The sequence below is a fragment of the Rhodococcus sp. 05-2254-5 genome, from assembly GCF_002258575.1.
GTDB lineage: Bacteria > Actinomycetota > Actinomycetes > Mycobacteriales > Mycobacteriaceae > Rhodococcoides > Rhodococcoides fascians.
In genome coordinates this window covers 1-22,660 of the sequence record NZ_NOZG01000013.1, presented here as the reverse complement: position 1 = coordinate 22,660, position 22,660 = coordinate 1, and the positions used below count along the sequence as shown (strand labels likewise).

The following is a 22,660-nucleotide window of genomic DNA, read 5'->3' as shown; positions in this document are numbered from 1 at the left end:
TGTCTGGCCCACACCCGAGCTGCCCACCAACCTTGCTGTCAGCCCCATCGCGATCCCGGTCGTCAACGTCTCCGCCTACAAGAACGCCGAGCGCATCCTGGCCCAGCAGCAGCCCGGCTGCGGCATCAGCTGGACCGTCATCGCCGGCATCGGCCGCGTCGAGTCCACCCACGCCAACAACGGCAAGGTCGACGACTCGGGCGAACTGCACGAGCCCATTCTCGGGCCGGTTCTCAACGGCACCCTCGCCGGCAATCAGGTGATTCGTGACACCGACGGCGGCGCGCTCGACGGCGACACCCAGTACGACCGCGCAGTCGGCCCGATGCAATTCCTGCCCTCTACGTGGAACCTCTACCACGCCGACGGCAACGGCGACGGAGTCTCCGACCCACAGAACCTGTACGACGCGGCCCTGGCCACCGGTATGTACCTGTGCGACGACGGCACCAACGCCCGCGACCTGGCCTCGACCACCCGAGCAATCCTGCGCTACAACAATTCGATGGCCTACGTGGCGAACGTGCTCGCATGGTCGGCCGGTTACGCCACCGGCATCGTGCCCTCCTCGGACCAGCTGCCGCGGATTCACTGAATTCAACGCAGCACTAGATCGAGCTGCCCTGCTGTTCATCGGGAGTCGGCGCACCGCCTAGCATGAAGCAATGGCTGTACTGACCGAATCCGACGTTCGGACCGCGCTGACGAAGGTCATCGACCCCGAGATCCGTAAACCCATCACCGACCTCGGCATGGTCAAGAGCATCGACATCGCCGCCGACGGAGCCGTCGGCGTCGGCATCTACTTGACGACCTCCGGTTGCCCGATGAAGACCGAGATCAGCGATCGCGTGAAGAACGCCGTCGCCGACGTCGAGGGTGTGGGCACCGTGACGGTCGAACTCGACGTGATGAACGACGAGCAACGCACCGCACTGCGCAAGTCCCTGCGCGGCGATTCCGCCGAGCCGGTCATTCCCTTCGCGCAACCCGGATCGCTGACGCGCGTGTACGCGGTGGCGTCGGGCAAGGGCGGCGTGGGTAAGTCCAGCGTGACGGTCAACCTTGCCGCGTCCCTGTCCGCCCGCGGCCTGTCGGTGGGTGTGCTCGACGCCGACATCTACGGCCATTCCGTTCCCCGCATGCTCGGCAACGACGCGCGACCCACGCAGGTGGAGAAGATGATCATGCCGCCGCAGGCGCATGGCGTGAAGTTCATCTCGATCGCTCAGTTCACCGAGGGCAACACCCCGGTCGTCTGGCGCGGACCCATGCTGCACCGGGCCTTGCAGCAATTCCTCGCCGACGTGTTCTGGGGCGACCTGGACGTGCTCCTCCTCGATCTTCCGCCCGGCACCGGCGACGTGGCAATCTCTGTCGCACAACTGATTCCGAACGCAGAGATCCTCGTGGTCACCACCCCTCAGCAAGCCGCTGCCGAGGTCGCCGAGCGCGCCGGAGCGATCGCACTGCAGACGCGTCAGCGCGTCGCGGGCGTCGTGGAGAACATGTCTTGGCTCGAGCTGCCCGACGGTACCCGCATGGATATTTTCGGATCCGGTGGCGGACAGGACGTATCGGATCGCCTCACCAAGGCCGTGGGTGCAAAGGTGCCTCTGCTGGGCCAGATTCCGCTCGACACCGCCGTCCGCGAGGGCGGCGACGCCGGCACGCCGATTGTACTGAGCGACCCGAATTCGCCTGCAGCACAAGCACTCGAGTCGGTCGCCGCAAAGCTTGCGGTACGCGAGCGCGGACTGGTGGGAATGTCGCTGGGAATCGACACGACCCGGAAACTGTAAGGCAGGCGCTTATACCCGACAAACGACGCGGGAGACAGGGTTGGAGCCTTATGATTTGCCTTCAATCCTACTGTCGATAGAGAGTGGCCTTCATGAAGAAGCCGCATCGGGTCAGGCCGGTCGTCGTTCCGGTACTGATCGCACTGCTGATAACCCTGCTGGGATCAGTACTCGGTCCCGCGCTGGCGTCGGCACAACCTGCCCCGCCTGCCCAGAATTATTCGATCGCGACAGACACCACGTTCGCGCCCTTCGAATTTCAGGACGAGACAGGCAAACTCGTCGGAATCGACATGGACCTGCTCGCGGCCATCGCCGTCGACCAGGGCTTCGACTACACCGTCGAGCAGGTCGGATTCGACACCGCACTCCAGGGCGTCACCAGCGGCCAGTTCAACGGAATGATCGCCGGCATGTCGATCACCGACGAGCGCAAGGCCACCTTCGACTTCTCCGATCCGTACTTCGATTCCGGCGTCCAGATGGCAATTCTGGATTCGAACGACGAGATCAAGGGCTACGAAGACCTGCGCGGTAAGTCGGTCGCGGTCAAGAACGGCACCGAGGGTGCGACGTTCGCGACGTCGATCGCCGATCAGTACGGCTTCACCATCCGCAGCTTCGACGACTCCGCGACCATGTTCGAGGAAGTGCGTACCGGAAACTCCGCAGCGGCCTTCGAGGACTACCCGGTGCTCGCCTACGGCATCACCCAGGGCAACGGCTTCAAGACGGTCACCGAGAAAGAAGCCGGTGCCAGTTACGGATTCGCCGTCGCCAAGGGCACCAACGCCCAGTTGCTCGACCAGTTCAACACCGGCCTCGAAAACCTGCGCGCCAACGGCCAGTACGACGAGATTCTCGACACCTACCTCAACGCCGACGCGTCCACCGCCGACACCTCCATCCCCGGCCTGATCGCCAGCAGCTGGCAGTTGCTGCTCAAGGGTCTGTGGCTCACGATCGTGCTGACCGTCATCTCCATCGCCATCGCGTTGGTACTCGGCGGGATCTTCGGCCTGTTCCGCGTCTCGACCAACATCGTGCTCCGCGGCATCGGTACCACCTACGTCGACATCTTCCGTGGCACACCACTTCTGGTGCAGGCATTCTTCATCTACTTCGGCGTACCCGCGGCACTGAACTTCCAGATGTCGGCGTTCACCGCAGGCATCATCACGCTCTCGCTCAACGCCGGTGCGTACATGGCCGAGATCGTCCGCGGCGGCATCCTCGCCGTCGACAAGGGCCAGATGGAGGCGTCCCGCAGCCTCGGCATCAGCTACCTCAAGTCGATGCGAAAAGTGGTGATGCCCCAGGCAATTCGCACGATGATCCCGTCGTACATCAATCAGTTCGTCATCACGCTCAAGGACACCTCGCTGCTCTCGGTCATCGGCCTCGCCGAGCTGACGCAGACCGGTCGTCTGATCATCGCTCGCAACTTCGAGTCGTTCAACATGTGGCTCATCGTCGGCGTCCTGTACTTCATCATCATCATGGCTCTCACCAAGCTGTCGAACCGGCTCGAGAAGAGGATCAACAAATGAGCACCGAACTGACCAAAGACCTGCCGGTCGACAGAGGTCCGGGAACGAAGATCTCGATCAAGGCCCTGCAGAAGGCGTTCGGCGACAACACGGTTCTCAAGGGCATCGACGCCGAGATCGCCAACGGTGAAGTGGTCTGCGTGATCGGACCGTCCGGCTCCGGCAAGAGCACGTTCCTACGCTGCCTGAACAAGCTGGAAGACATCACCGCCGGATCGGTCGTCGTCGACGGAACCGACCTGACGGCGAAGAACGTGGACCTGGACAAGGTGCGCCAGAACATCGGCATGGTGTTCCAGCACTTCAACCTCTTCCCACACATGACAGCCCTCGAAAACGTCATGCTCGCACCCGTCGAGACCAAGAAGATGTCGAAGTCGCAGGCCAAGGACGCTGCCCTGCAGCTGCTCGAACAGGTAGGACTGTCCGAGCGGGCCGATTACAAGCCGGCCAACCTCTCCGGTGGACAGAAGCAGCGCGTCGCCATCGCGCGGGCACTGGCCATGAACCCGTCGATCATGCTGTTCGACGAAGCCACCAGCGCCCTGGACCCCGAAATGGTCGGCGAAGTTCTGCAGGTACTGCGCGACCTCGCCAAGGGCGGTATGACGATGGTGGTCGTCACCCACGAAATGGGCTTCGCGCGTGAGGTCGCGGATCGAGTGATCTTCATGGCCGAGGGCGTCATCGTCGAAGAGGGAACACCCGACGAGTTGTTCGGGAACCCGCAGAACCCCCGCACCCAGGACTTCTTGAACAAGGTGCTCTAGCCCCTGGCGCGCCCACTCCTGCCGCCCGCCCCGCCGCGGATCAATGCGCCTTTGTTGCACTCAGAGCGACTGAATCCCACATTCATCCGACGGGGGGCGCAGCGGTCGGGCGGGCGCAGCCTGCAGACTGGGTGGTTCGTCGGGCCGGTTGGGGCTATGCCTACGTGGCGTCCGCGTCGATGGGCGGGGTATCGCCGGCCGCGAGTTTCGGCTCGTTCTTGCTCATCGACACTCCACCCCCGGATGTACTGCCCGAGGACACGCCGTTCTGCGGCGTCGGTCCGCCCATGTTCTTGGGCTTGGTGTCGAAGGGCTTGCCCTTGAAGGTGTCGTCCAGCGGGTTCTTGAAGACCGAGTCGTCGCCGTCGAGCAGGTGTTTGGTGATCACGGCTCGGGGTGTCATGCCGCGGAGTTGGTTGAGGTCGGCGAGGGGCTTACGCAGGTCCTCGAAGTCGGTGCCGAGCTCGTCCTTGAGTTGTTGGCTCGCGCCGTTGGCGTAGTCCTTGACCTGGCGGAGCGATTTCGACACCCAGCTGATGGCACCGGGGAGACGATCCGGGCCGAGGATGACCAGAGCTGCTACGAGGAGAATGACGAGCTCTCCCCAACCGATGTTGCCGAACACGGGTGCCAGCCTACGTCGTCAGTCGGAAACCGGCGTGACGGACAGGTCCACCAGCCGTCCGGAGCGGACGAGTTGCACCGGCACCGCCTGGCCGATCGTGGTTTCCTGCACCGCGACGACGAGCTCGTCCGCGTCCCCCACCGAGCGGTCGCCGACCTTGGTGATGACGTCCCCTTCGACGATTCCGGCTTGCTGGGCCGGCCCACCGGCCCGGACGTTGGCGACTTCTGCGCCGGCCGAGGTTTCGTTGATCACCGAACGCGCGTTGATCCCGAAATCCGGGTGCCGCATGACGCCGTCCCGAATCAGGGCCTGCGCCACCTCGGTGACCTCGTCGACGGGTATCGCGAAGCCCAGTCCCACCGATCCGCCGCTCTCGCTTCGGATGGCGGAGTTGATGCCGATGACGCGACCTTCGAAGTCGATGAGGGGGCCACCGGAGTTGCCCGGGTTGATGGCTGCGTCGGTCTGTACCGCGTCGATGACGGCGTTGGTGTCGGTGCCCTCCCCCGACAGCGCGACGGGGCGGTCGAGCGCACTGACGATGCCCGAGGTGACCGTCTTGTTCAGACCGAGCGGTGACCCGACGGCGATGACGTCCTGGCCGACGCGGACATCGTCGGAGCGTCCGAGCTGAGCCTCGGTGAGGTTGCCGACGTCGGTCTTGAGTACGGCGAGGTCGGTCTTGGTGTCGCGGCCGACGATGCGTCCTGGCACTTTGGTGCCGTCGGAGAAGGTGACTTCGAGAGTCGACTTGTCCTCGTCGGATGCGGCGAGCGAGATCACGTGATTGTTGGTCACGATGTAGCCCTCGTCGGCGTCGATCACGACGCCCGAGCCGGTGCCTCCGGTCTCGCCGAGTGTTACCTGAATCGAGACGACCGACGGCAGGACCGCGTCGGCCACCTTGCTGATCTGGCCGCGTGGGACGTCGTCGCCACTGGACTGAGTCAGTGTCACTTTCTGACTGGTCAGAGCGCCGGTCACTTCGGCGGTCAGCCGGCCGAACAGACCACCGACCAAGCCGATGACGAGGGCCAGGATACCGAGTACGACGAGCGCCCGCACGGATACCGATCGCCCGAACAAGACGTCGCGCACGCCGAGCTTGGTTCCAGGAGGGAGTACAGGAGGTGGTGGGGTGTCGAGGGCCGCGCCGCCCAGCGACACTCGGGACGCGGGATCACGCCACGGATCGGCCGGAACCTGGGGGCCGGCGTCGGACTCGTCGACGGCGTCGGGGTCGCGCTGTAATGACTCGGTGGCGTCGTCGGGACGTCCGAAGGCCTCGGCCAAGACGGGGTCCGGCGGCCGGACCGACAGCCGGGAAGGCAGTTGTTCGTCGGGGCGACGTGGGGAGAACGAACCGCCGATGTCATCGGGACGTCCGAACACCGAGGCCGACACCGGATCGACGGTGGGTCGATGGACCGGACGCGGCGGCAACCGTGGACCTTCGTCTGCTGTGCCTGTGGTCTCGGTGCTGGTCGAATTCGATGTCACGCGTCCGGTTACCCCTCGCATACGTCGGTGTGAGAGTTCAGTATCACTCGAGCGGTCGGGGCAGCTCGATGCAGGTGAGGACTCGTCGGGCAGAAAACGCGGCGGTCAGCGTCGACGACGGCGCACGGCCTCGACGGACGCCATGAACGACCGCTTGGATCGAGCGGGCCCGTCTTCGCCTACACAGGACGGAATCTGGCTCAGCAAACCGAGGAGCGAATGTGGCATCGACATCTCGCCTGCTCCGCGGAGCGCTCGACGCGCCTGCTGCTGCGCCTCGACCTCGGCCGAGCATTCCGGGCATTCGGAGAGGTGGTGAGCGGCGCGGAGGTGGGCGGGCATTCGTAGTTCACCATCGACGTAGGCTGCGACGGCTTCACTGGCCAGATGTTCGGTGGAGCTGAATTGCCGAGGCTTGCGTGCCTGCGTCATCCAACCCTCCTCGTAGCTAGTGGACACTTGCGTGACCCGAGTCGACCTTCCCGTGCACTCGAAGGTACTCCCGTAGCGCGTGACGGCCACGGTGAATGCGACTACGAACCGTTCCGAGCTTGACGCCCAGTGTCGCACCGATCTCTTCGTACGACAGTCCTTCGATGTCGCACAACACGATTGCGGCGCGAAACTCGGGTGCCAGCGAATCGAGCGCAGACTGCAGATCCGGGTCGAGGCGAGCGTCGTGGTAGATCTGCTCGGGGTTGGGCCGGTCCGACGGAACGCGGTCGTAGTCCTCGGGCAGTGCTTCCATGCGGATACGGCTGCGGCGACGAACCATGTCGAGGAACAGGTTGGTCGTGATGCGGTGCAGCCAGCCCTCGAACGTTCCCGGCTGGTAGTTCGACAGGGAGCGGAACACGCGGATGAAGGTGTCCTGAGTCAGGTCCTCGGCGTCCTGGGCATTGCCGGAGAGGCGGTACGCGAGTCGGTAGACGCGGTCGCCGTGTTCGCGAACGAGCTCGTCCCAGGACGGCATGGTGGAGTTCTCGCCGGTCGCATCGAACACTGCGGTGCCGCTGAGGTCGTCGGGGGTGGGCACGGACTCGGGTAGACGAGCGATGTCGCGATCGCCGTTGATCTTGTAAATAGTTGGATCCTCCTGCTCAGGACTGCGTACGTCCTTCTGATGCAACCGACGACTACCCTCGGATGTTCCAGCTCACACTTCGCAATCGAGACGGACCTGCGATTCCTCCATAGCCTGACCGACCCGCGTGTGGGTCCGGTATGAATCACCTGAGGCCCACCTGAGAATGTGTGCGTGAGATCGAGCCCCGGGCACGATAACCTCGGGACGTGCCGACCAACGCCGAGAAGATGCTCGCTTATGCCGAAGACTCCGCTCAGGAGGACGAGGTTCTGATCGCAGCCAGAGAGCGAGCCGTCGACCTCGGTGCCGCTCCGGTGCCACCGTCCGTCGGTGCCATCCTGAGCATCTTCACTCAGATGCTCGGCGCGAAGACGGTCGTCGAAATCGGAACGGGCGCGGGAATCAGCGGCCTGTGGTTGCTCGACGGGATGCGAGCGGACGGTGTGCTGACTACCATCGACACCGAGCCCGAACACCAGCGGGCAGCGCGAGAAGCATTCCGGGCAGGGGGAATCGCGCCGTCCCGCACTCGGCTGATCAACGGCTGGGCGTTGGACGTGCTCCCCCGATTGGCCGACGACACCTACGATCTGGTCTTCATCGACGCCAGTCCCGCGGACCATCCGCACTTCGTCGCCGAGAGTGTGCGGTTGCTACGCCCCGGCGGAGTTCTGGTGCTGCACAACGCATTGCTGGGTGGCCGGGTTGCCGACCCGACTCAGCGCGACGCGACTGCGGTGGCCGTTCGATCGGCCGCGCGTGCCATCGCCGAGGACGAGCGCCTGACGACGGTGCTGCTCCCTCTGGGCGACGGGTTGATCTGCGCGTCCAGAGCGTGAGCGGCTGCGCCGCATGTGAGTGGAAATTCGTAGCACGCTACGAATTTCCACTCACATGCCGCAGGCTCTGCTCTAGATCCAGACGCCCTTACCGACGGAGACGACTCCCCCGGCACTGACGTTGAAGCGTTCCCGATCGCGTTCGAGATCGACTCCGACGATTTCGCCGTCACCGACGACGACGTTCTTGTCCAGGATCGCGTGCCGAACGACGGCACCCTTGCCGATCCGGACTCCGGGCATCAGGACGCTGCCTTCGACGGTCGCGCCGCTGTCGATCATGACGTTCGAGCTCAGTACCGAGTTGCGGACGGTGGCGGCGCTGAGAATGCAGCCGGCACCGACGACGGATTCCTGAGCGAGGCCGCCTTGCACGAACTTGGCGGGCGGCAGATTCTCGGCCGATCCGCGGATGGGCCAGCGGCGGTTGTAGAGATTGAAGATGGGATGCACCGACACGAGGTCCATGTGGGCGTCGTAGAAGGCGTCGATGGTGCCGACGTCTCGCCAGTAGCCGCGATCGCGTTCGGTGGCACCGGGAACGACGTTGTCGTTGAAGTCGTAGACCGAGGCCACGCCTGCTTCGACGAGCGCCGGGATGATGTCGCCGCCCATGTCGTGGTCGGAGTCGGAGTTCTCGGAGTCCGCCTTGATGGCATCGACGAGCACCTTGGTGGTGAACACGTAGTTGCCCATCGACGCATACGTGACGTCCGGGTCGTCGGGGGTCCCGGGCGGCTGCGCCGGCTTCTCCAGGAACTGGGTGATCTTGCCGTTCTCGTCCGAGTCGATGCAGCCGAACGCGAATGCCTCGCTACGTGGAACCCGGATACCCGCGACGGTGACGCCCGCTCCGGAGTCGATGTGCTGCTGCACCATCTGCTCCGGATCCATTCGGTACACGTGGTCGGCACCGAAGACGACGATGTACTCGGGGTCCTCGTCGTACACCAGGTTCAGCGACTGGAAGATGGCGTCGGCGCTGCCGGTGTACCACCGGGGGCCGAGACGCTGCTGTGCCGGGACCGGAGTGATGTACTCCCCGGCGAAACCCGACAGTCGCCACGTCTGCGAGATGTGGCGGTCCAGGGAATGGGACTTGTACTGAGTCAGCACGCAGAGCCGGAGGTAACCGGCATTCACGAGATTGCTCAGCACGAAGTCGATGAGTCGGTAGGCGCCCCCGAAGGGAACGGCTGGCTTGGCTCGGTCCGCGGTCATCGGGTAAAGGCGCTTACCCTCTCCGCCTGCAAGCACAATCCCTAGTACGTGCGGTTGTGTCCTCACCCACCCAACCTATCCGCACCGAGAGAACCTTGCTACCAGTACACGCACAACTGCCGGGGAATGTAGGTTCGTTCACGTGCGAGTAGCGATGATGACCAAGGAATACCCGCCGGAGATCTACGGTGGCGCAGGAGTTCATGTCACGGAGTTGACCGCGCAGCTGAAGTCGCTGTGCGAGGTGGACATCCACTGCATGGGAGCTCCGCGCGACACCGCACAGGTGCACGATCCCGATCCGGCACTCGCCGGAGCCAACGCAGCACTGACGACGTTGTCGGCGGAACTGCGGATGGCCAACGCGGCAGCGGGAGCGGACGTGGTGCATTCGCACACCTGGTACACCGGCCTCGCCGGTCACCTCGCGGCAGAACTGTACGGCGTACCGCACATCCTCACCGCCCACTCGCTCGAGCCGCGACGGCCGTGGAAGGCCGAACAGCTGGGCGGCGGTTACCGCATCTCGTCGTGGTCGGAAAAGAACGCGGTGGAATACGCCGACGCCGTCATCGCCGTCAGCGAGGGCATGGCCAAAGACGTGCTCGACGCCTATCCGCGCCTCGACCCGAGTCGAGTCCACGTGGTGCGCAACGGGATCGACACCGAGCGGTGGTACGCAGATCACGGCACGTCGACTCTCGACGAGATCGGGGTGGATCCCAGCAAGCCGATCGTCGCGTTCGTCGGCCGCATCACTCGGCAGAAGGGCGTGGGTCACCTCATCGCCGCGGCACACCATTTCGATCCGTCGATTCAGCTCGTCCTGTGCGCGGGCGCGCCCGACACTCCGGAGATCGCCGCAGAAACCGAACGCGCAGTGGCGTTATTGGCCGAGCAACGCAGCGGGGTCTTCTGGGTCAAGGACATGCTCCCCACCGACAAGATTCGCCAGATCCTTTCCGCCGCAGCAGTATTCGTCTGCCCATCGGTGTACGAGCCACTCGGCATCGTCAACCTCGAGGCGATGGCCTGCGAAACCGCGGTCGTGGCGTCGGACGTCGGCGGCATCCCCGAGGTCGTCGACGACGGCCGCACCGGACGGCTGGTGCACTACAACTCGTACGAGCCCGACGTCTTCGAGCGAACCCTCGCCGACACCGTCAACGAGGTCGCTCTCGACCCCGCACTGGCGACGGCGATGGGCAAGGCCGGCCGCGAGCGGGCCGTTGCCGAATTCTCGTGGGCGTCGATCGCGAAACAGACCCTCGCCGTCTACAACGACGCGCTGGCGCGTCGGGGCTGAGAGATCTTTCGGTAAGTCGACACCGTCACCGACGCGGTGACCGGGACGGTGTCGGGCAAATCCTTCAACGCCGCGGACCGCGCGCCGGGGTCACCGTGCCGAATCGACGGCCCCATCCCGATGAGTTCCTCGATGTCGTTGTGCGAGAGCATCATCGAGTACTCGAGCGGGGTCTCGGCCACCGACCCGAACAGACCCGACAGCGACTCACCGAGCCGACGGGTCTTGTCCTCTTCGACGCCGATCAGCCCCAGCGGCCCGCGCAGTTCTCGCTGATGCCGCGACGTCGGCGTGACGACCACCAACGTGCCGTCGTCGCCGAGAACTCGGTGCAGTTCACCGGCATTGCGCGGCGAGAACACACACGTCACCGCAGACACGGCACCCGCCCGAATCGGTAGCCCGCTCCAGATGTCCGCGACGACGCACCCGAGCCGCGGATGCGACCGCGCGGCTCGGCGTGCCGCGAACTTGGACACGTCCACCCCGACCCCCAGCGCGGCCGGATGCGCGTCCAGGACACCTGCGAGGTAATACCCGGTGCCGACCCCGACATCGAGGACCACGTCCGACTCGGGCGGAACAGCCGCCGACACCGCCGCCGCGATGGGCTCGAAATGACCGGCACCGAGGAACTTCTCACGGGCTGTGACCATCTCGGCCGAATCACCGGTGAACTTGCCGCCGTCACCTGTCAACAGGCTGACGTACCCCTGCCGGGCCACGTCGAACGAATGACCACGATCGCACCACAGACTTCGATCGGTCTCACCGAGACCCAGGCCAGACTCGACCTCACGGACGCGGCACTGTGGGCAGACCAGCAGATCGACGACGTCGGTCAGCATCGAGCACCTCTTTCACATCGAGACAGATTCTCCGGCACTCCCCCGGAAACGACCTGCCGATCACAACACCGCTGATGACAACACAAAGCCCCGCTGGCCGGTGCGGCGAGCGGGGCTGAGCGATGATCGATCGACGTGGCGATCAGCCGGTGACGCCCTTCAGTTCGTCACCGAGTGCCGCGGCCTCGTCGGGGGTCAATTCGACGACCAAACGGCCGCCCCCCTCGAGCGGGACACGCATGACGATTCCTCGTCCCTCTTTGGTTGCTTCGAGGGGACCGTCCCCGGTCCGGGGCTTCATCGCCGCCATCCTCTGCTCCCTCCAGATCTGCGCCCACCTGCTCGGCGCCTCGGCCTAAAAGATAAATTCGTCGCGGGGCGACGGAGTGTCCTGTGCCATTCTTCCCTATCGCCGTCGATGGGGGGAACCTGAGTCGGTATTCGTGACCTGCACCCAACACCTCGACAGGTGATCGTCGACCATTCCGGTGGCCTGCATCAATGCGTAGGCGGTAGTCGGACCGACGAACCGTAGCCCGCGGCGTTTGAGCTCTTTGGCCAACGCCGTCGATTCGGGTGTCGACGCGGGCACGTCGGTGAACTCCGTGAGCCGCTGTGACCTGGGCTCCGGCGCGAAAGACCACAGCAGAGTGTCGAGATCGGTGTCGTCGAGGTCGATGATCGCGCGAGCGTTGCTCACCGCCGCCTCGATCTTGAGCCGATTCCGCACGATCGACGCGTCGCTCATCAATCGCTCCACATCGGCGTTGTCGAAGCGGGCCACTGCGTCGGGATCGAACCCGGCGAAAGCAGTGCGGAAGCTTTCCCGCTTGCGCAGGATCGTGATCCACGCCAGGCCCGATTGGAACGCTTCCAGACACAGGCGCTCGTAGAGCTCATTGCGGCCGTGCAGCGGCTGCCCCCACTCCGTGTCGTGATAGGTGCGATACAGCTCGTCGTCGGTGGCACCCCACGGGCAGCGCAGCTTGCCGTCCGGCCCCGCGACTGCGCTCACCGTTCGTCCGACTCGACCGTGCCTGTGACGCCCGAACTATCCGTGAGGCCGGCACTGTCGGTGAGGCCAGAACTATCCGTGAAGCCCGCACTGCCGGGCTGCCCCGACAGCGGGGATCGAGAACCTGACTCCTGCGCCGCGGACAGCCGTGACCGCAGCATGTCTATCTCGCCGCCCAGGCGCTCGAGAGCCCAGTCGACTTCGCTGGGCTTGTAACCCCGCAACGTCTGCTGGAACTTCAACGCGCGCACATCGGCACCAGTGACTCCTTCGGCCGGCAGCACTGTTGCGGTGGTTCCCTCGGGCAACGGCCCCAGCTCTTCACCGCGACCGAACACCGCTGCGGCGATGAAGAACAACGCCGCAGCGACGACTGCAATGACGATGATGTAGATCAACAGCGTCAACATGCCACGATCTTGTCACGGCTGTCCGACACGTCGGCCGGACGCACCTGGTGGTCGGTCAGATCAGCGAGTTCATCGCCGGTCGATCGGCCAACGACACTTCGGTCGAGAACGGCTCGAACGAATCCCCTGCCACGCGGAACTGCATCAGTCCGGCACCGGAATCGACCATGCCGCACCGGTTCAGCATCGTTCCGACGATCTGCCGACTCATTGCCCCGAGTTCGACCAGCGGCCGATTGCGATGCTTTCGCACTCCCAGGTTCACCTGTCCGATGGCCTGCAGACCGAGCCGGTCGTACGTGTCGAGAAGCAGGCCGATCTCGACGCCGTAACCGGGCGCGAAGGGCACCGCGGACAACAACTCACGAGTGCCCGCGTACTCCCCGCCCAGCGGCTGAATCACGCCGGTCAACTCCGGGCGCAGCGCCGCGAGCAAGGGTCGAGCCACCAACTCGGTGACGCGTCCACCGCCGTTGGCGTCCTCGGTGCCACTGACGCGAAGTGGACGTCGGTAGTAACCCTTGACGAGATGAATGCCGTCGCCCATCAGCAGAGGGCCGAGCAATTTCGGGACGAAGGCCGGATCGGGATTGATCAGATCGGAATCCACGAAGGCGATGAGGTCACCCGTCGACGCCGCGACCGATCGCCACAGCACCTCGCCCTTGCCCGGTACCGGATCGAGCCCCGGTACTGCCTCCTCGCGACTGATGACACGGGCACCGGCCGCTTTCGCGCGCACTGCCGTCTCGTCGGTCGAGCCCGAGTCGAGCACGATCAGTTCGTCGACGAGGCCACCGAGCAACGGGTGGATGGTGTCGATGACGGCAGCCACCGTCTGTTCCTCGTTCAACGCCGGAAGCACCACGGACACCGTGCGGCCCGCCTTGGCGGCCTCGAGCTCGGCGATGGTCCATTCGGGGGTGTCCCAGCTGTTGGTCTCGGACCACATTCGGGTCATGTCCGTTCGATCGGCCAGTGTCATGCCAGCCCCCTGACCGTCCGCGCCGGGGTTCGTCGTCCCTGGATCGCTGCCACCATGTCGACGACTCTTCTGGTCGACGCAACCTCGTGCACCCGGAACATCCGGGCTCCGCCTGCTGCGGCCAATGCTGTCGCTGCCAATGTTCCCTCCAACCGGTCGGCGAGCTCTACCCCTAGAGTCTCGCCTACGAAGTCCTTGTTGCTCAGCGCCATGAGCACAGGCCACCCGGTGTTTACAAGAACGTCCACGCGACGCAACAACTCGAGCCCGTGATAGGTGTTTTTCCCGAAATCGTGGGTCGGATCGATCAGAATCGAATCCTTCTTCACCCCCTCCGCGACCGCGTTATCGGCAGCTGCGGTGACTTCCGCGACCACATCGGCCACGACGTCGGTGTACCGAACCCGGTGCGGGCGGGTCCGCGGAACGGCACCGCCGGTGTGCGAGCAGACGATCCCGACTCCTTCGGCAGCGGCGACGCGCACCAACTCGGGATCGGCTCCGGCCCAGGTGTCGTTGATCAGATCGGCTCCCACCCCGCAGGCCAGGCGAGCAACCTCGCTACGCCAGGTGTCGACACTGATCAACAGATCCGGATACGCATCCCGGATGGCCTCGACGAACGGCACGACGCGGCGGATCTCCTCCGCCGCGTCGACGAGATCACCGGGGCCTGCTTTGACGCCGCCGATATCGACCATGTCGGCACCCTCGGCGACAGCCCTGTGCACGGACGCCATCGCTGCATCGTCGGAAAAATTCGCGCCCCCGTCGTAGAACGAGTCCGGGGTGCGATTGACGATCGCCATGACCAGAGCTCGATCGTCGGCGACCGGCTTACCGCACAGAGTGCTCATTCATCCATAGTGGCATTTCGGCGGAGGTGCCCGAGCGCGATGGTGTCGGCACCCACATTCGCCCAGTGCCGGGCACCACGTCCGTCGGCGTCGAGCTCGATGACGTGGAACTGTTCGAGCGCAACGGACAGCCCCGAGGATGGCACGCCGAACAGAGGCGAGCCCGTATGGGTTCCCTCCATCTCGACCCGCGCGGCGATGCGGTCTCCTTCCCCGAAGAGATCACCGATCGTCACGCGCAGGTCGGGCATCGCAGAACGGAACATCGCGATCGCGCCTTTGAGGTGTGCCGCCATATCCGGTTCGTCCTGTCCGAAAGCGTGCCGGTCGACAGCGCTCGGCGCGAGTGCTGCATCCACCGTCGAGAGATCACCCCGCCCGAATCCGTCCTCGAAGACCCGTCCAACTCGATCTTTCGCCTGTTGGATATCCATGACGCTCCGATTCGTTCAAGTGGCACTCGGATCAATATGCATATACTCGACCCGATGACCGAAAACGTCAAGAGGACCTACAACTCCGCCGTGCGGCAACAGCAGGCCGAAGGCACCCGACTCCGCATCATCGAGGCCGCGCGCGGACTCTTCCTCGCCCACGGATACGGCACAACCTCGGTCCCGTCGATCGCCGCCGCGGCAGGTGTCTCGGCGGACACCGTCTTCCACGTCTTCAAGAACAAGCGCACGCTGCTCAGAGAAATGGTGGATCTGGACATCGGCGGAGACACCGACCCGACGCCGATCATGCAGCGCTCATCAGCATCGGCCGTGCGCGACGAACTCGATCAACGCACGCAGCTCCGCATGTTCGCGTCAGGAATCGCCGAACAGGTCGCGCGAATCAGAGCGGTCGACGACATCTTGCTCAGCGCGGCTGCCGTCGACGAGGACATCGCAGCACTACGACGCGATATCCAGGACCGACAACGCAGATCGGCGATGATGCAGATCGCCGAGTGGATCGGGGCACGTGGAGATCTGGCCGTTGACCTCGAAACGGCAGGAACCACCATCTGGGCCCTGACCAGCCCCGAAATGCACCGAATGTTGTGCGAGCGGTCGGGCTGGACGACCGACCGCTACGCACGATGGCTCGAGGCCACCCTCGCCTCGAGCTTGCTGGTTACCCCTTAGGGGCCTTGCCGGCGGCAACCTCGTCGACGTAGCCGTCGTAGAACTTCTCGTAGCCACCGGACTTGCCGCGCAGCACGTGGAGTTCGCTGTCACCGTCTTCCTGGAACCCCAGCTTGCGTAGAGCGACCTTCTGGCTCTTGAACGTCGAGGTTTGCTCGAGGCTGTCGACGATGCGTACGAACAGCGGCACCGCGTAGGTCGGCAGCTTGTCGTAGAGGTGCTCGGCGAACGACTTGCCGTCGAAGGACTCACCGTCGCGCAGGGTCACCGCAGCCATACCGGCCTTGCCGTCGGCACCCTCGATATCGACGCCGTAGACGACGGCACCGTCCACTGCCGGGTGGCTACCGAGTGCACCCTCGACCTGGGTCGTGGCGACGTTCTCGCCCTTCCAGCGAAAAGTGTCTCCCAGTCGGTCGACGAATGCGACGTGCATCCAGCCCTGCTTGCGAACGAGGTCGCCGGTGTCGAACCACGCGTCACCGTCCTTGAACCCGTCGCGCACCATTTTCTTCTCGGTGGCCTTGTCGTCGGAATACCCGTCGAACGGGGCCCGGTCGGTGATCTTGGACAGCAGCAGGCCCACTTCACCGTTGCCGACCTTGCGGAGCTTGCCGTCGTGGCCGCGCTTGGCCTTGCCCGATTCTTCGTCGTACTGCACCACGGCATACGGCAACGGGCAGATTCCGGCGGTCTTCTTCATGTTCAGTGCGTTGATGAAGGCGATGTTGCATTCGCTGGCACCGTAGAACTCCGCGACGCGGGAGATACCGAATCGCTCGGTGAACTCCTCCCAGATCTCCGGTCGCAGTCCGTTGCCGACGATCAGCTTGACCGAATTGTCCCGGTCGGAATCCTTCTTCGGCTGCGTGAGCAGGTACCGGCAGAGCTCGCCGATGTAGGTGAACGCCGTGGCCTTGTTGACGCGAATGTCTTCCCAGAAGTTGCTCACCGAGAACTGCTTACCGATGGCCATCGTCGCGCCGCCGGCGAGCACCGAGGACAGCGTCACCGTCAGCGCGTTGTTGTGATAGAGCGGAAGGCAGCAATAGATGACGTCGTCGCCGCGCAGTCGCACGCCCATGTTGCCCAGGCCCGACATCGACTTGAGCCAACGGAAGTGGCTCATCAGGCTGGCCTTGGGCATGCCCGTCGTTCCCGAGGTGAAGATGTAGAACGCCTTCTCCTTGGCCTGGATCTCCGCGGTGACCGACGGGTTGGCCGTCGACGCCTTCGCGGCCAGCTCGCCGAGCTCCTTCAGCGGCAACACCGACCCAACCTTGGGCTCGCCGTCCAGAGAATCCAGCGCTTCCTGCGCGTTCTCGTCGAGGACCAGCACCTTCGCTTCGAGAATTCCGAGGCTGTGCTCGAGCACGTCGCCGCGCTGGTTGTAGTTGAGCATGCCTGCGGTGGCACCGAGCTTCACGGCAGCCAGCGCCGCGAACAGCGCCTCGGGGCGGTTCTTGCTCAGCACACCGACGACGTCGCCGCGTACGACCCCCCGGTCGGTGAACACTGCGGCGTACTGATTGACCAGCGCGTTCGCGTCCTTGTAGGAGATCGACTCACCCTCGAAACGGACGAACGGTCGACTGCTGTTCTTGGCTGCCGCGTCCTGGAAAATCAGTCCGATGGAGACCTTTTGGTCCGGCTTGCGGGTGAAGCCCGCCAGCCCCTTGAGCAGGCTCGGCACCTCCGTCACCATTTTCGGCAACGCGACCGCGAGGTCGGTCACTCCGATTTTCTGACGGGCATCGACAGCCATGAGCTCCCCTTTGAGACGATGTGAGATAACTAACCCTACTAGAGAGTAACAACTTCCAGCACTTCGTCAGGCGGGCTCGGTTGGTGAACTTTCACAACGCGCCGCACACGTCCAGGGCCTCGTCGACAGAAGTGGTGCGCACGAGCGCGTCGAGGGCTCGTTGCTGCACGAACCCGGTGGAGCTCAGACCGTCGATCCACTGCATCAGGCCGTCGAAGTGCCCGAACGGATCGAGCATCACCATCGGCTTGCTGTGCATGCCCAGATAGCCGGCCGTCCACGTCTCGAACAGTTCTTCGAGCGTTCCGATGCCGCCGGGCAACGTGATGAACGCGTCGGCTCGGTCCTCCATGATCTTCTTCCGCTCACGCATCGTGTCGGTGACGATCAACTCGTCGGCATCGACGTCGGCGACCTCGCGGTGCACGAGCGCTTTCGGGATGACACCGACGGTGTTGCCTCCGGCTGCGCGTGTCGCCGCGGCCACCGCGCCCATCATCGAGACGTTGCCGCCGCCCGACACCAGCTGCCAACCACGTCGACCGATCTCGGTACCGACCTCACGCGCCAGATCGATGAACGACGCGTCGACCGGTCCCGATGCGCAGTAGACACACACGCTGATCCCCGAAACGCCGACCGGCTGCACGCTCACTGCTGGGCCTCCCGGACGATGCGGACGGCCTCGTCGACGCTGTCGGTGCAATGGATGAGGTCGAGGTCCTTCTCGGACACCTTGCCTTCTTTCACGAGAGTGGTCTTGATCCAGTCGAGCAATCCCGACCAGAAGTCCTTGCCCAGCAACACGATCGGGAATCGTGTGACCTTCGCGGTCTGCACGAGTGTGAGCGCCTCGAAGAGTTCGTCGAGAGTACCGAAGCCTCCGGGCAGGCACACGAACGCTTGGGAGTACTTGACGAACATGGTCTTGCGCACGAAGAAGTATCGAAAATTGACACCGAGATCGACCCAGTCGTTGAGGCCCTGCTCGAACGGCAGCTCGATGCCCAGTCCGATGGAGTACCCGTCGGCCTCGCTCGCGCCGCGGTTCGCGCCCTCCATCACACCGGGACCGCCGCCGGTGATCACGGCGAAGCCTTCACGCGCCAGGGCAGCTCCGAGTTCACGCGCCCGCTCGTATTCGGGATGGTCGACGGGTGTGCGCGCCGAACCGAACACCGTCACCGCTCGCGGCACCTCGGCCAGAGCACCGAAACCTTCGACGAATTCGCTCTGAATGCGCAGCACGCGCCAGGTGTCCGAGTGGATCCAATTGCCGGATCCGCGTTCGTCGAGCAATCGTTGGTCCGACGTGGACGTCTCGGTGTTTCGACCGCGGCGAAGTACGACGGATCCCTTGTGTTTGGCAGGCTTTTCGCTGCCGATCTGTTCGAAACCACTGGGACCCTCGACGCTGTTCATGGCGTTCAGGCTATCCGGCGGAGAGGTAGCTCCGTAGAACCTGTGTGACGTGGGTGATCTGTTCGACCGGGACGCGCTCGTCGCGCTTGTGGGCGAGGTTGGGATCGCCCGGTCCGTAGTTGACCGCGGGTATGCCGAGGGCCGAGAACCGGGAGACGTCGGTCCAGCCGTACTTGGCCCGGAACTGCCCTCCCGCTGCCTCGATGAGCGCAGCGGCAGCAGGCTGGTTCAGACCGGGCAGCGCACCCGGTGACGAGTCGGTCACCTCGAACCCGAGATCGAGTCCGTCGACCACCTCACGAACATGCTCGACGGCCTCGTCGACACTGCGGTCCGGTGCGAAACGGAAATTGACGTCGAGCTCGGCGGCATCGGGGACCACATTGCCCGCCACCCCGCCTGCGATCCGAACTGCTTGCAGCCCTTCGCGATATACACATCCATCGATATCGACGCTGCGAGCGTGGTAGGCCGCCAGCCGATTGAGCACCGCACCGAACTTGTGAATGGCGTTGTCGCCCAGCCAGGATCGGGCACTGTGCGCTCGGGTTCCCGACGCCGTCAGCCGAACACGCAGTGTGCCTTGGCAACCGGCTTCGATGAACCCGCCGGACGGTTCGCCCAGAATCGCGACGTCGGCGTTCAGCCATTCGGGTAGCTCACGTTCGATGCGACCGAGACCGTTGCGTGAGGCAGCAATCTCCTCGCAGTCGTAGAACACCAGAGTCAGGTCGTGTGCCGGGTTGTCGATCGTTGCGGCGAGGTGAAGAAACACCGCATCGCCCGACTTCATGTCGACGGTCCCGCAGCCGTGCAGGATGTCCCCCTCGGCGCTCTCGTGCTCGCGCCTCGACGGGACGTTGTCGGCTATCGGCACGGTGTCGAGATGACCGGCGAGCATCACCCGTGAACCCAGCCCGCGGTTGGTTCTGGCCAGGACGGCGTTGCCGCTCCGAATTATCTCGAAGCCCGTGGTCTGCTCGCGAAGTGCCTGCTCCACCTCGTCGGCGATACGCGCCTCGTCCTCACTGACACTGGGGATGTCCACCAGCGCTGCGGTGAGGTCTATCGGGTCGGCATGCAAATCGAGCGTCACGGCGACAACCCTAGGCTTTGGGCCCCGGAATCTCGCGGACCACGCCGTCGAAGCCTGCGCCGAACAATCTTCCGCTCGAAAACCCCTGCTCGGAGCGACCGTAGGAGACGACACTGGTCAACCGAGTGCCGGTACCGATCACGCAGGTGACCCCCGGAGCATCGATGCGGACGACGGAACCGCCTGCATTGAGCGGTACCACCGGACGGCCGGCGGCGTCGAGAGTGAGACCGTCCGGGGCAGCCAACGAGTCGAGCCCCTTCAGATCGAGCAGGTCTTCCGGTGCCGACGGATTTGCAATCGGAATTCGACTGACGCCCGCGTTCACGAAAGTCCGAGAGACGTAGAGATATTTCCCAGCGGAATCGAGCACCGCGCCGTTGGCGCTCGGCAAGCGCGCCCAGCTCGGGTCGACAGAACCGTCGGGGCTGATGCGGCCGATGAGCGAACCGAAGTCGTTGGTAGCGTAGACGGTTCCGTCCGCAGCAACGGCGAGTCCGTTGGCTGCACTGAGTCCCTTCGCAAAGGGAGTGACGGCAAGGGTGTCGATGTCGAGTCGAACGATGCCGGCGGCCTTGACGACGTCTCCGACGAATACACGGGGATCGGCACCGTAGCCGACCAGGAGCGTCCCGTCGGGCATCCACGCCAGAGCTCCGCCGCCGCCGCTGGGAACCTTCGCAATGGGATACGCGGGCTGTCCAGGTGCGTCGATGCGGTACACCCGGCCCGAGACGATATCGGTGACATACGCGCGGCCCGACCCATCGACGGCAAGGCCCTCCAGCGCAGCCCCCGGAATTTTCGCGACCTCTGCCGACTTCCCACCGACTCCGGCGCAGTTGGGTGCGGCGGCTGCGGTACCGGAACCGGCTACCACACCGGTCACCGCCAGGAGTGTTGCAGCGACCACCGAGATTATCGAACGCATAGCTATTGACCTGCTCGATCTCATGGAATCCCCCGCCTACGGCGATCCCCTGTCAGCCGATGGGCATTTCTACCACGCCTCGGCGACAACCAAGCCGAAAGCGACTCCGAGAATGATGGTCGAAGCGAAGGTTGCCACCAACCCGGTGAACGACATCCCGTCGGCCATCATCGACACTGCTCCTCTTCCGAGCGAAATCCTGCGGGTGGTCATTGTCGTCACTCTGTCAGCCCACGGGCCCCGGGCCGGTCTCCGCGAATCCCGATGTGGTCACGCTCGTCAGCCGAACGGATAACGAACCGCCGTCGTGACCGAACCGGCGACTACCGCCGGTCGGTGTGCCCGGAAATCACCTGGGAACCTGCGGCGCCCAGTCACCGAACCACGCACGACGCACCACCGCGTATTCTTCGAGCCGTGAGTGCACAGGGAGCAACAGCAGTAGGTATTGCCAACATCACGACATCGGGCGTAGTTCTCGACACCTGGTTTCCGAGCCCGGAGCTCGGGTCCGATCTCGAGGCCGGCACGACTCGGCTCGAAGGATCCGACATCCCCGCGGAGCTGGCCGCGCTGGTCGGTGCGGACGAGGCGCGCGGCGTCGAGGTCGTCGCAGTGCGCACCAACATCGCATCTCTGGACGATGCTCCGATCGACGCCCACGACGCGTACCTACGACTGCATCTGCTGTCGCATCGCCTGGTCGAGCCGCACGGTCAGAATCTCGACGGACTGTTCGGACTGCTCGCCAACGTCGTCTGGACCAACTTCGGACCCGCAGCGGTCGAGGGCTTCGAGACTGTGCGTGCGAAGCTACGTGCCCGCGGCCAGGTAACCGTCTACGGCGTGGACAAGTTCCCGCGCCTGGTCGATTACGTCGTTCCCACCGGCGTCCGCATCGCCGACGCCGACCGTGTGCGCCTTGGTGCTCATCTGGCCAGTGGAACGACGGTCATGCACGAGGGCTTCGTCAACTTCAATGCAGGCACGCTCGGTAACTCGATGGTCGAGGGACGCATCTCCGCGGGCGTCGTGGTGGGTGACGGTTCCGACGTGGGCGGCGGTGCGTCGATCATGGGCACGCTGTCCGGTGGCGGCAAGAACGTCATCTCCGTCGGCAAGAGCTGCCTGCTCGGTGCCAACTCCGGACTCGGCATTTCACTCGGTGACGACTGCGTCGTCGAGGCGGGGCTGTACATCACCGCCGGAACGAAGGTCAGTGGACCGGATGGAACTGTGGTGAAGGCGGCGACGCTGAGCGGCAAGTCCAACCTCCTGTTCCGTCGTAACTCGCTCTCGGGTGCGGTCGAGGTTGTGCCGTGGAAGGGCACCGGCGTCGAGCTGAACGCTGCGTTGCACGCCAACGACTGAGAGCACGATCGACTCCAATCGATCAGTCGGACAATCTCTTCCAGCCCCGCACCGTGTTCTCGGTGCGGGGCTGGTGTGCGTTCGAGGGGCCTATGCGATGTGGGGGCCTGCTCGGGCGTGGGAT

General features: G+C 64.5%; 26 protein-coding genes. 8 read left to right on the top strand and 18 right to left on the bottom strand.

Annotation, left to right across the window (positions count from 1 at the left end; genetic code table 11):
* The 4 genes from CH278_RS10080 to CH278_RS10065 all read left to right on the top strand — a co-directional run.
* The coding region (locus CH278_RS10080; RefSeq protein WP_094621824.1) for a lytic transglycosylase domain-containing protein at positions 1-595 on the top strand (595 nt) is incomplete at its 5' end.
* A gap of 70 nt (positions 596-665) precedes the next feature.
* Positions 666-1,802 (top strand): Mrp/NBP35 family ATP-binding protein, encoded by a 1,137-nt coding sequence (locus CH278_RS10075; protein WP_094621823.1) that lies wholly within the window; start codon positions 666-668, stop codon positions 1,800-1,802.
* A 92-nt stretch (positions 1,803-1,894) separates the two neighbouring features.
* Complete coding sequence (locus CH278_RS10070) at positions 1,895-3,352, top strand: amino acid ABC transporter substrate-binding protein/permease (protein WP_094621822.1); 1,458 nt, start codon at positions 1,895-1,897, stop codon at positions 3,350-3,352.
* Positions 3,349-4,122 (top strand): amino acid ABC transporter ATP-binding protein, encoded by a 774-nt coding sequence (locus CH278_RS10065; RefSeq protein WP_094621821.1) that lies wholly within the window; start codon positions 3,349-3,351, stop codon positions 4,120-4,122. The genes CH278_RS10070 and CH278_RS10065 overlap by 4 nt, the downstream gene beginning before the upstream one ends.
* Positions 4,123-4,282: 160 nt before the next feature.
* On the opposite strand, the gene tatB is transcribed toward CH278_RS10065, so the two are convergent.
* The 4 genes from tatB to sigE form a co-directional block, all read right to left on the bottom strand.
* On the bottom strand, positions 4,283-4,747 hold the full coding sequence (gene tatB / locus CH278_RS10060; RefSeq protein ID WP_032365382.1) for a Sec-independent protein translocase protein TatB: 465 nt from the start codon (positions 4,745-4,747) through the stop codon (positions 4,283-4,285).
* A gap of 18 nt (positions 4,748-4,765) precedes the next feature.
* Positions 4,766-6,271 (bottom strand): S1C family serine protease, encoded by a 1,506-nt coding sequence (locus CH278_RS10055; RefSeq protein ID WP_094621820.1) that lies wholly within the window; start codon positions 6,269-6,271, stop codon positions 4,766-4,768.
* Positions 6,272-6,355: 84 nt separating this feature from the next.
* A complete protein-coding gene (locus CH278_RS10050; protein ID WP_094621826.1) occupies positions 6,356-6,682 on the bottom strand; it encodes a hypothetical protein in 327 nt (108 codons plus the stop codon).
* 16 nt (positions 6,683-6,698) lie between these two features.
* Positions 6,699-7,325 (bottom strand): RNA polymerase sigma factor SigE, encoded by a 627-nt coding sequence (sigE, locus tag CH278_RS10045; protein ID WP_045840779.1) that lies wholly within the window; start codon positions 7,323-7,325, stop codon positions 6,699-6,701.
* A gap of 239 nt (positions 7,326-7,564) precedes the next feature.
* On the opposite strand from sigE, the gene CH278_RS10040 reads away from it, so the two are divergent.
* A complete protein-coding gene (locus tag CH278_RS10040) occupies positions 7,565-8,176 on the top strand; it encodes an O-methyltransferase (RefSeq protein WP_032365496.1) in 612 nt (203 codons plus the stop codon).
* Positions 8,177-8,248: 72 nt separating this feature from the next.
* On the opposite strand, the gene glgC is transcribed toward CH278_RS10040, so the two are convergent.
* Positions 8,249-9,463, bottom strand: coding sequence for a glucose-1-phosphate adenylyltransferase (gene glgC / locus CH278_RS10035; protein ID WP_027498053.1), 1,215 nt, complete (start codon positions 9,461-9,463; stop codon positions 8,249-8,251).
* A gap of 76 nt (positions 9,464-9,539) precedes the next feature.
* Between glgC and glgA the strand changes: the two genes are divergently transcribed.
* Positions 9,540-10,703, top strand: a complete 1,164-nt coding sequence (gene glgA / locus CH278_RS10030) for a glycogen synthase (protein WP_027498054.1) — start codon at positions 9,540-9,542, stop codon at positions 10,701-10,703.
* Here the strand turns inward: glgA and CH278_RS10025 are convergent.
* The 7 genes from CH278_RS10025 to CH278_RS09995 all read right to left on the bottom strand — a co-directional run bounded on the left by CH278_RS10025 (position 10,673) and on the right by CH278_RS09995 (position 15,252).
* Positions 10,673-11,551, bottom strand: coding sequence for a putative RNA methyltransferase (locus CH278_RS10025; protein WP_094621819.1), 879 nt, complete (start codon positions 11,549-11,551; stop codon positions 10,673-10,675). The two genes, glgA and CH278_RS10025, sit on opposite strands and share 31 nt — an antisense overlap.
* A gap of 142 nt (positions 11,552-11,693) precedes the next feature.
* Positions 11,694-11,861: a DUF3117 domain-containing protein gene (locus CH278_RS10020; RefSeq protein WP_008714277.1), complete on the bottom strand. Its 168-nt coding sequence runs from the start codon at positions 11,859-11,861 to the stop codon at positions 11,694-11,696.
* A 96-nt stretch (positions 11,862-11,957) separates the two neighbouring features.
* On the bottom strand, positions 11,958-12,566 hold the full coding sequence (locus tag CH278_RS10015; protein ID WP_032365379.1) for a DNA-3-methyladenine glycosylase I: 609 nt from the start codon (positions 12,564-12,566) through the stop codon (positions 11,958-11,960).
* Positions 12,563-12,976 (bottom strand): DivIVA domain-containing protein, encoded by a 414-nt coding sequence (locus tag CH278_RS10010; protein ID WP_052055088.1) that lies wholly within the window; start codon positions 12,974-12,976, stop codon positions 12,563-12,565. Before CH278_RS10010 ends, CH278_RS10015 begins: the two co-directional genes overlap by 4 nt.
* 55 nt (positions 12,977-13,031) lie before the next feature.
* Positions 13,032-13,961: a glucosyl-3-phosphoglycerate synthase gene (locus tag CH278_RS10005; RefSeq protein WP_032390322.1), complete on the bottom strand. Its 930-nt coding sequence runs from the start codon at positions 13,959-13,961 to the stop codon at positions 13,032-13,034.
* Positions 13,958-14,818, bottom strand: coding sequence for a dihydropteroate synthase (folP, locus tag CH278_RS10000; RefSeq protein WP_027498058.1), 861 nt, complete (start codon positions 14,816-14,818; stop codon positions 13,958-13,960). The genes CH278_RS10005 and folP overlap by 4 nt, the downstream gene beginning before the upstream one ends.
* Positions 14,815-15,252 (bottom strand): ester cyclase, encoded by a 438-nt coding sequence (locus tag CH278_RS09995; RefSeq protein WP_051365250.1) that lies wholly within the window; start codon positions 15,250-15,252, stop codon positions 14,815-14,817. The genes folP and CH278_RS09995 overlap by 4 nt, the downstream gene beginning before the upstream one ends.
* 54 nt (positions 15,253-15,306) lie before the next feature.
* Between CH278_RS09995 and CH278_RS09990 the strand changes: the two genes are divergently transcribed.
* Positions 15,307-15,951: a TetR/AcrR family transcriptional regulator gene (locus CH278_RS09990; protein WP_051365251.1), complete on the top strand. Its 645-nt coding sequence runs from the start codon at positions 15,307-15,309 to the stop codon at positions 15,949-15,951.
* On the opposite strand, the gene CH278_RS09985 is transcribed toward CH278_RS09990, so the two are convergent.
* The 6 genes from CH278_RS09985 to CH278_RS27440 all read right to left on the bottom strand — a co-directional run bounded on the left by CH278_RS09985 (position 15,941) and on the right by CH278_RS27440 (position 21,378).
* Positions 15,941-17,716, bottom strand: a complete 1,776-nt coding sequence (locus tag CH278_RS09985) for a long-chain-acyl-CoA synthetase (protein WP_094621818.1) — start codon at positions 17,714-17,716, stop codon at positions 15,941-15,943. The genes CH278_RS09990 and CH278_RS09985 overlap by 11 nt on opposite strands.
* Before the next feature lie 91 nt (positions 17,717-17,807).
* A complete protein-coding gene (locus tag CH278_RS09980) occupies positions 17,808-18,371 on the bottom strand; it encodes a TIGR00730 family Rossman fold protein (protein ID WP_230074810.1) in 564 nt (187 codons plus the stop codon).
* On the bottom strand, positions 18,368-19,138 hold the full coding sequence (locus CH278_RS09975; protein WP_051365252.1) for a TIGR00730 family Rossman fold protein: 771 nt from the start codon (positions 19,136-19,138) through the stop codon (positions 18,368-18,370). The genes CH278_RS09980 and CH278_RS09975 overlap by 4 nt, the downstream gene beginning before the upstream one ends.
* 10 nt (positions 19,139-19,148) lie before the next feature.
* Positions 19,149-20,234: a succinyl-diaminopimelate desuccinylase gene (gene dapE / locus CH278_RS09970; protein ID WP_032365377.1), complete on the bottom strand. Its 1,086-nt coding sequence runs from the start codon at positions 20,232-20,234 to the stop codon at positions 19,149-19,151.
* A gap of 10 nt (positions 20,235-20,244) precedes the next feature.
* On the bottom strand, positions 20,245-21,165 hold the full coding sequence (locus CH278_RS09965) for an SMP-30/gluconolactonase/LRE family protein (protein WP_256991854.1): 921 nt from the start codon (positions 21,163-21,165) through the stop codon (positions 20,245-20,247).
* Positions 21,166-21,234: 69 nt separating this feature from the next.
* A complete protein-coding gene (locus CH278_RS27440; RefSeq protein ID WP_155288421.1) occupies positions 21,235-21,378 on the bottom strand; it encodes a hypothetical protein in 144 nt (47 codons plus the stop codon).
* Positions 21,379-21,582: 204 nt separating this feature from the next.
* Between CH278_RS27440 and dapD the strand changes: the two genes are divergently transcribed.
* Entirely contained in the window at positions 21,583-22,536 is a 954-nt protein-coding gene (gene dapD / locus CH278_RS09955; protein WP_032383853.1) for a 2,3,4,5-tetrahydropyridine-2,6-dicarboxylate N-succinyltransferase, read from the top strand.
* Positions 22,537-22,660: the final 124 nt, after the last annotated feature.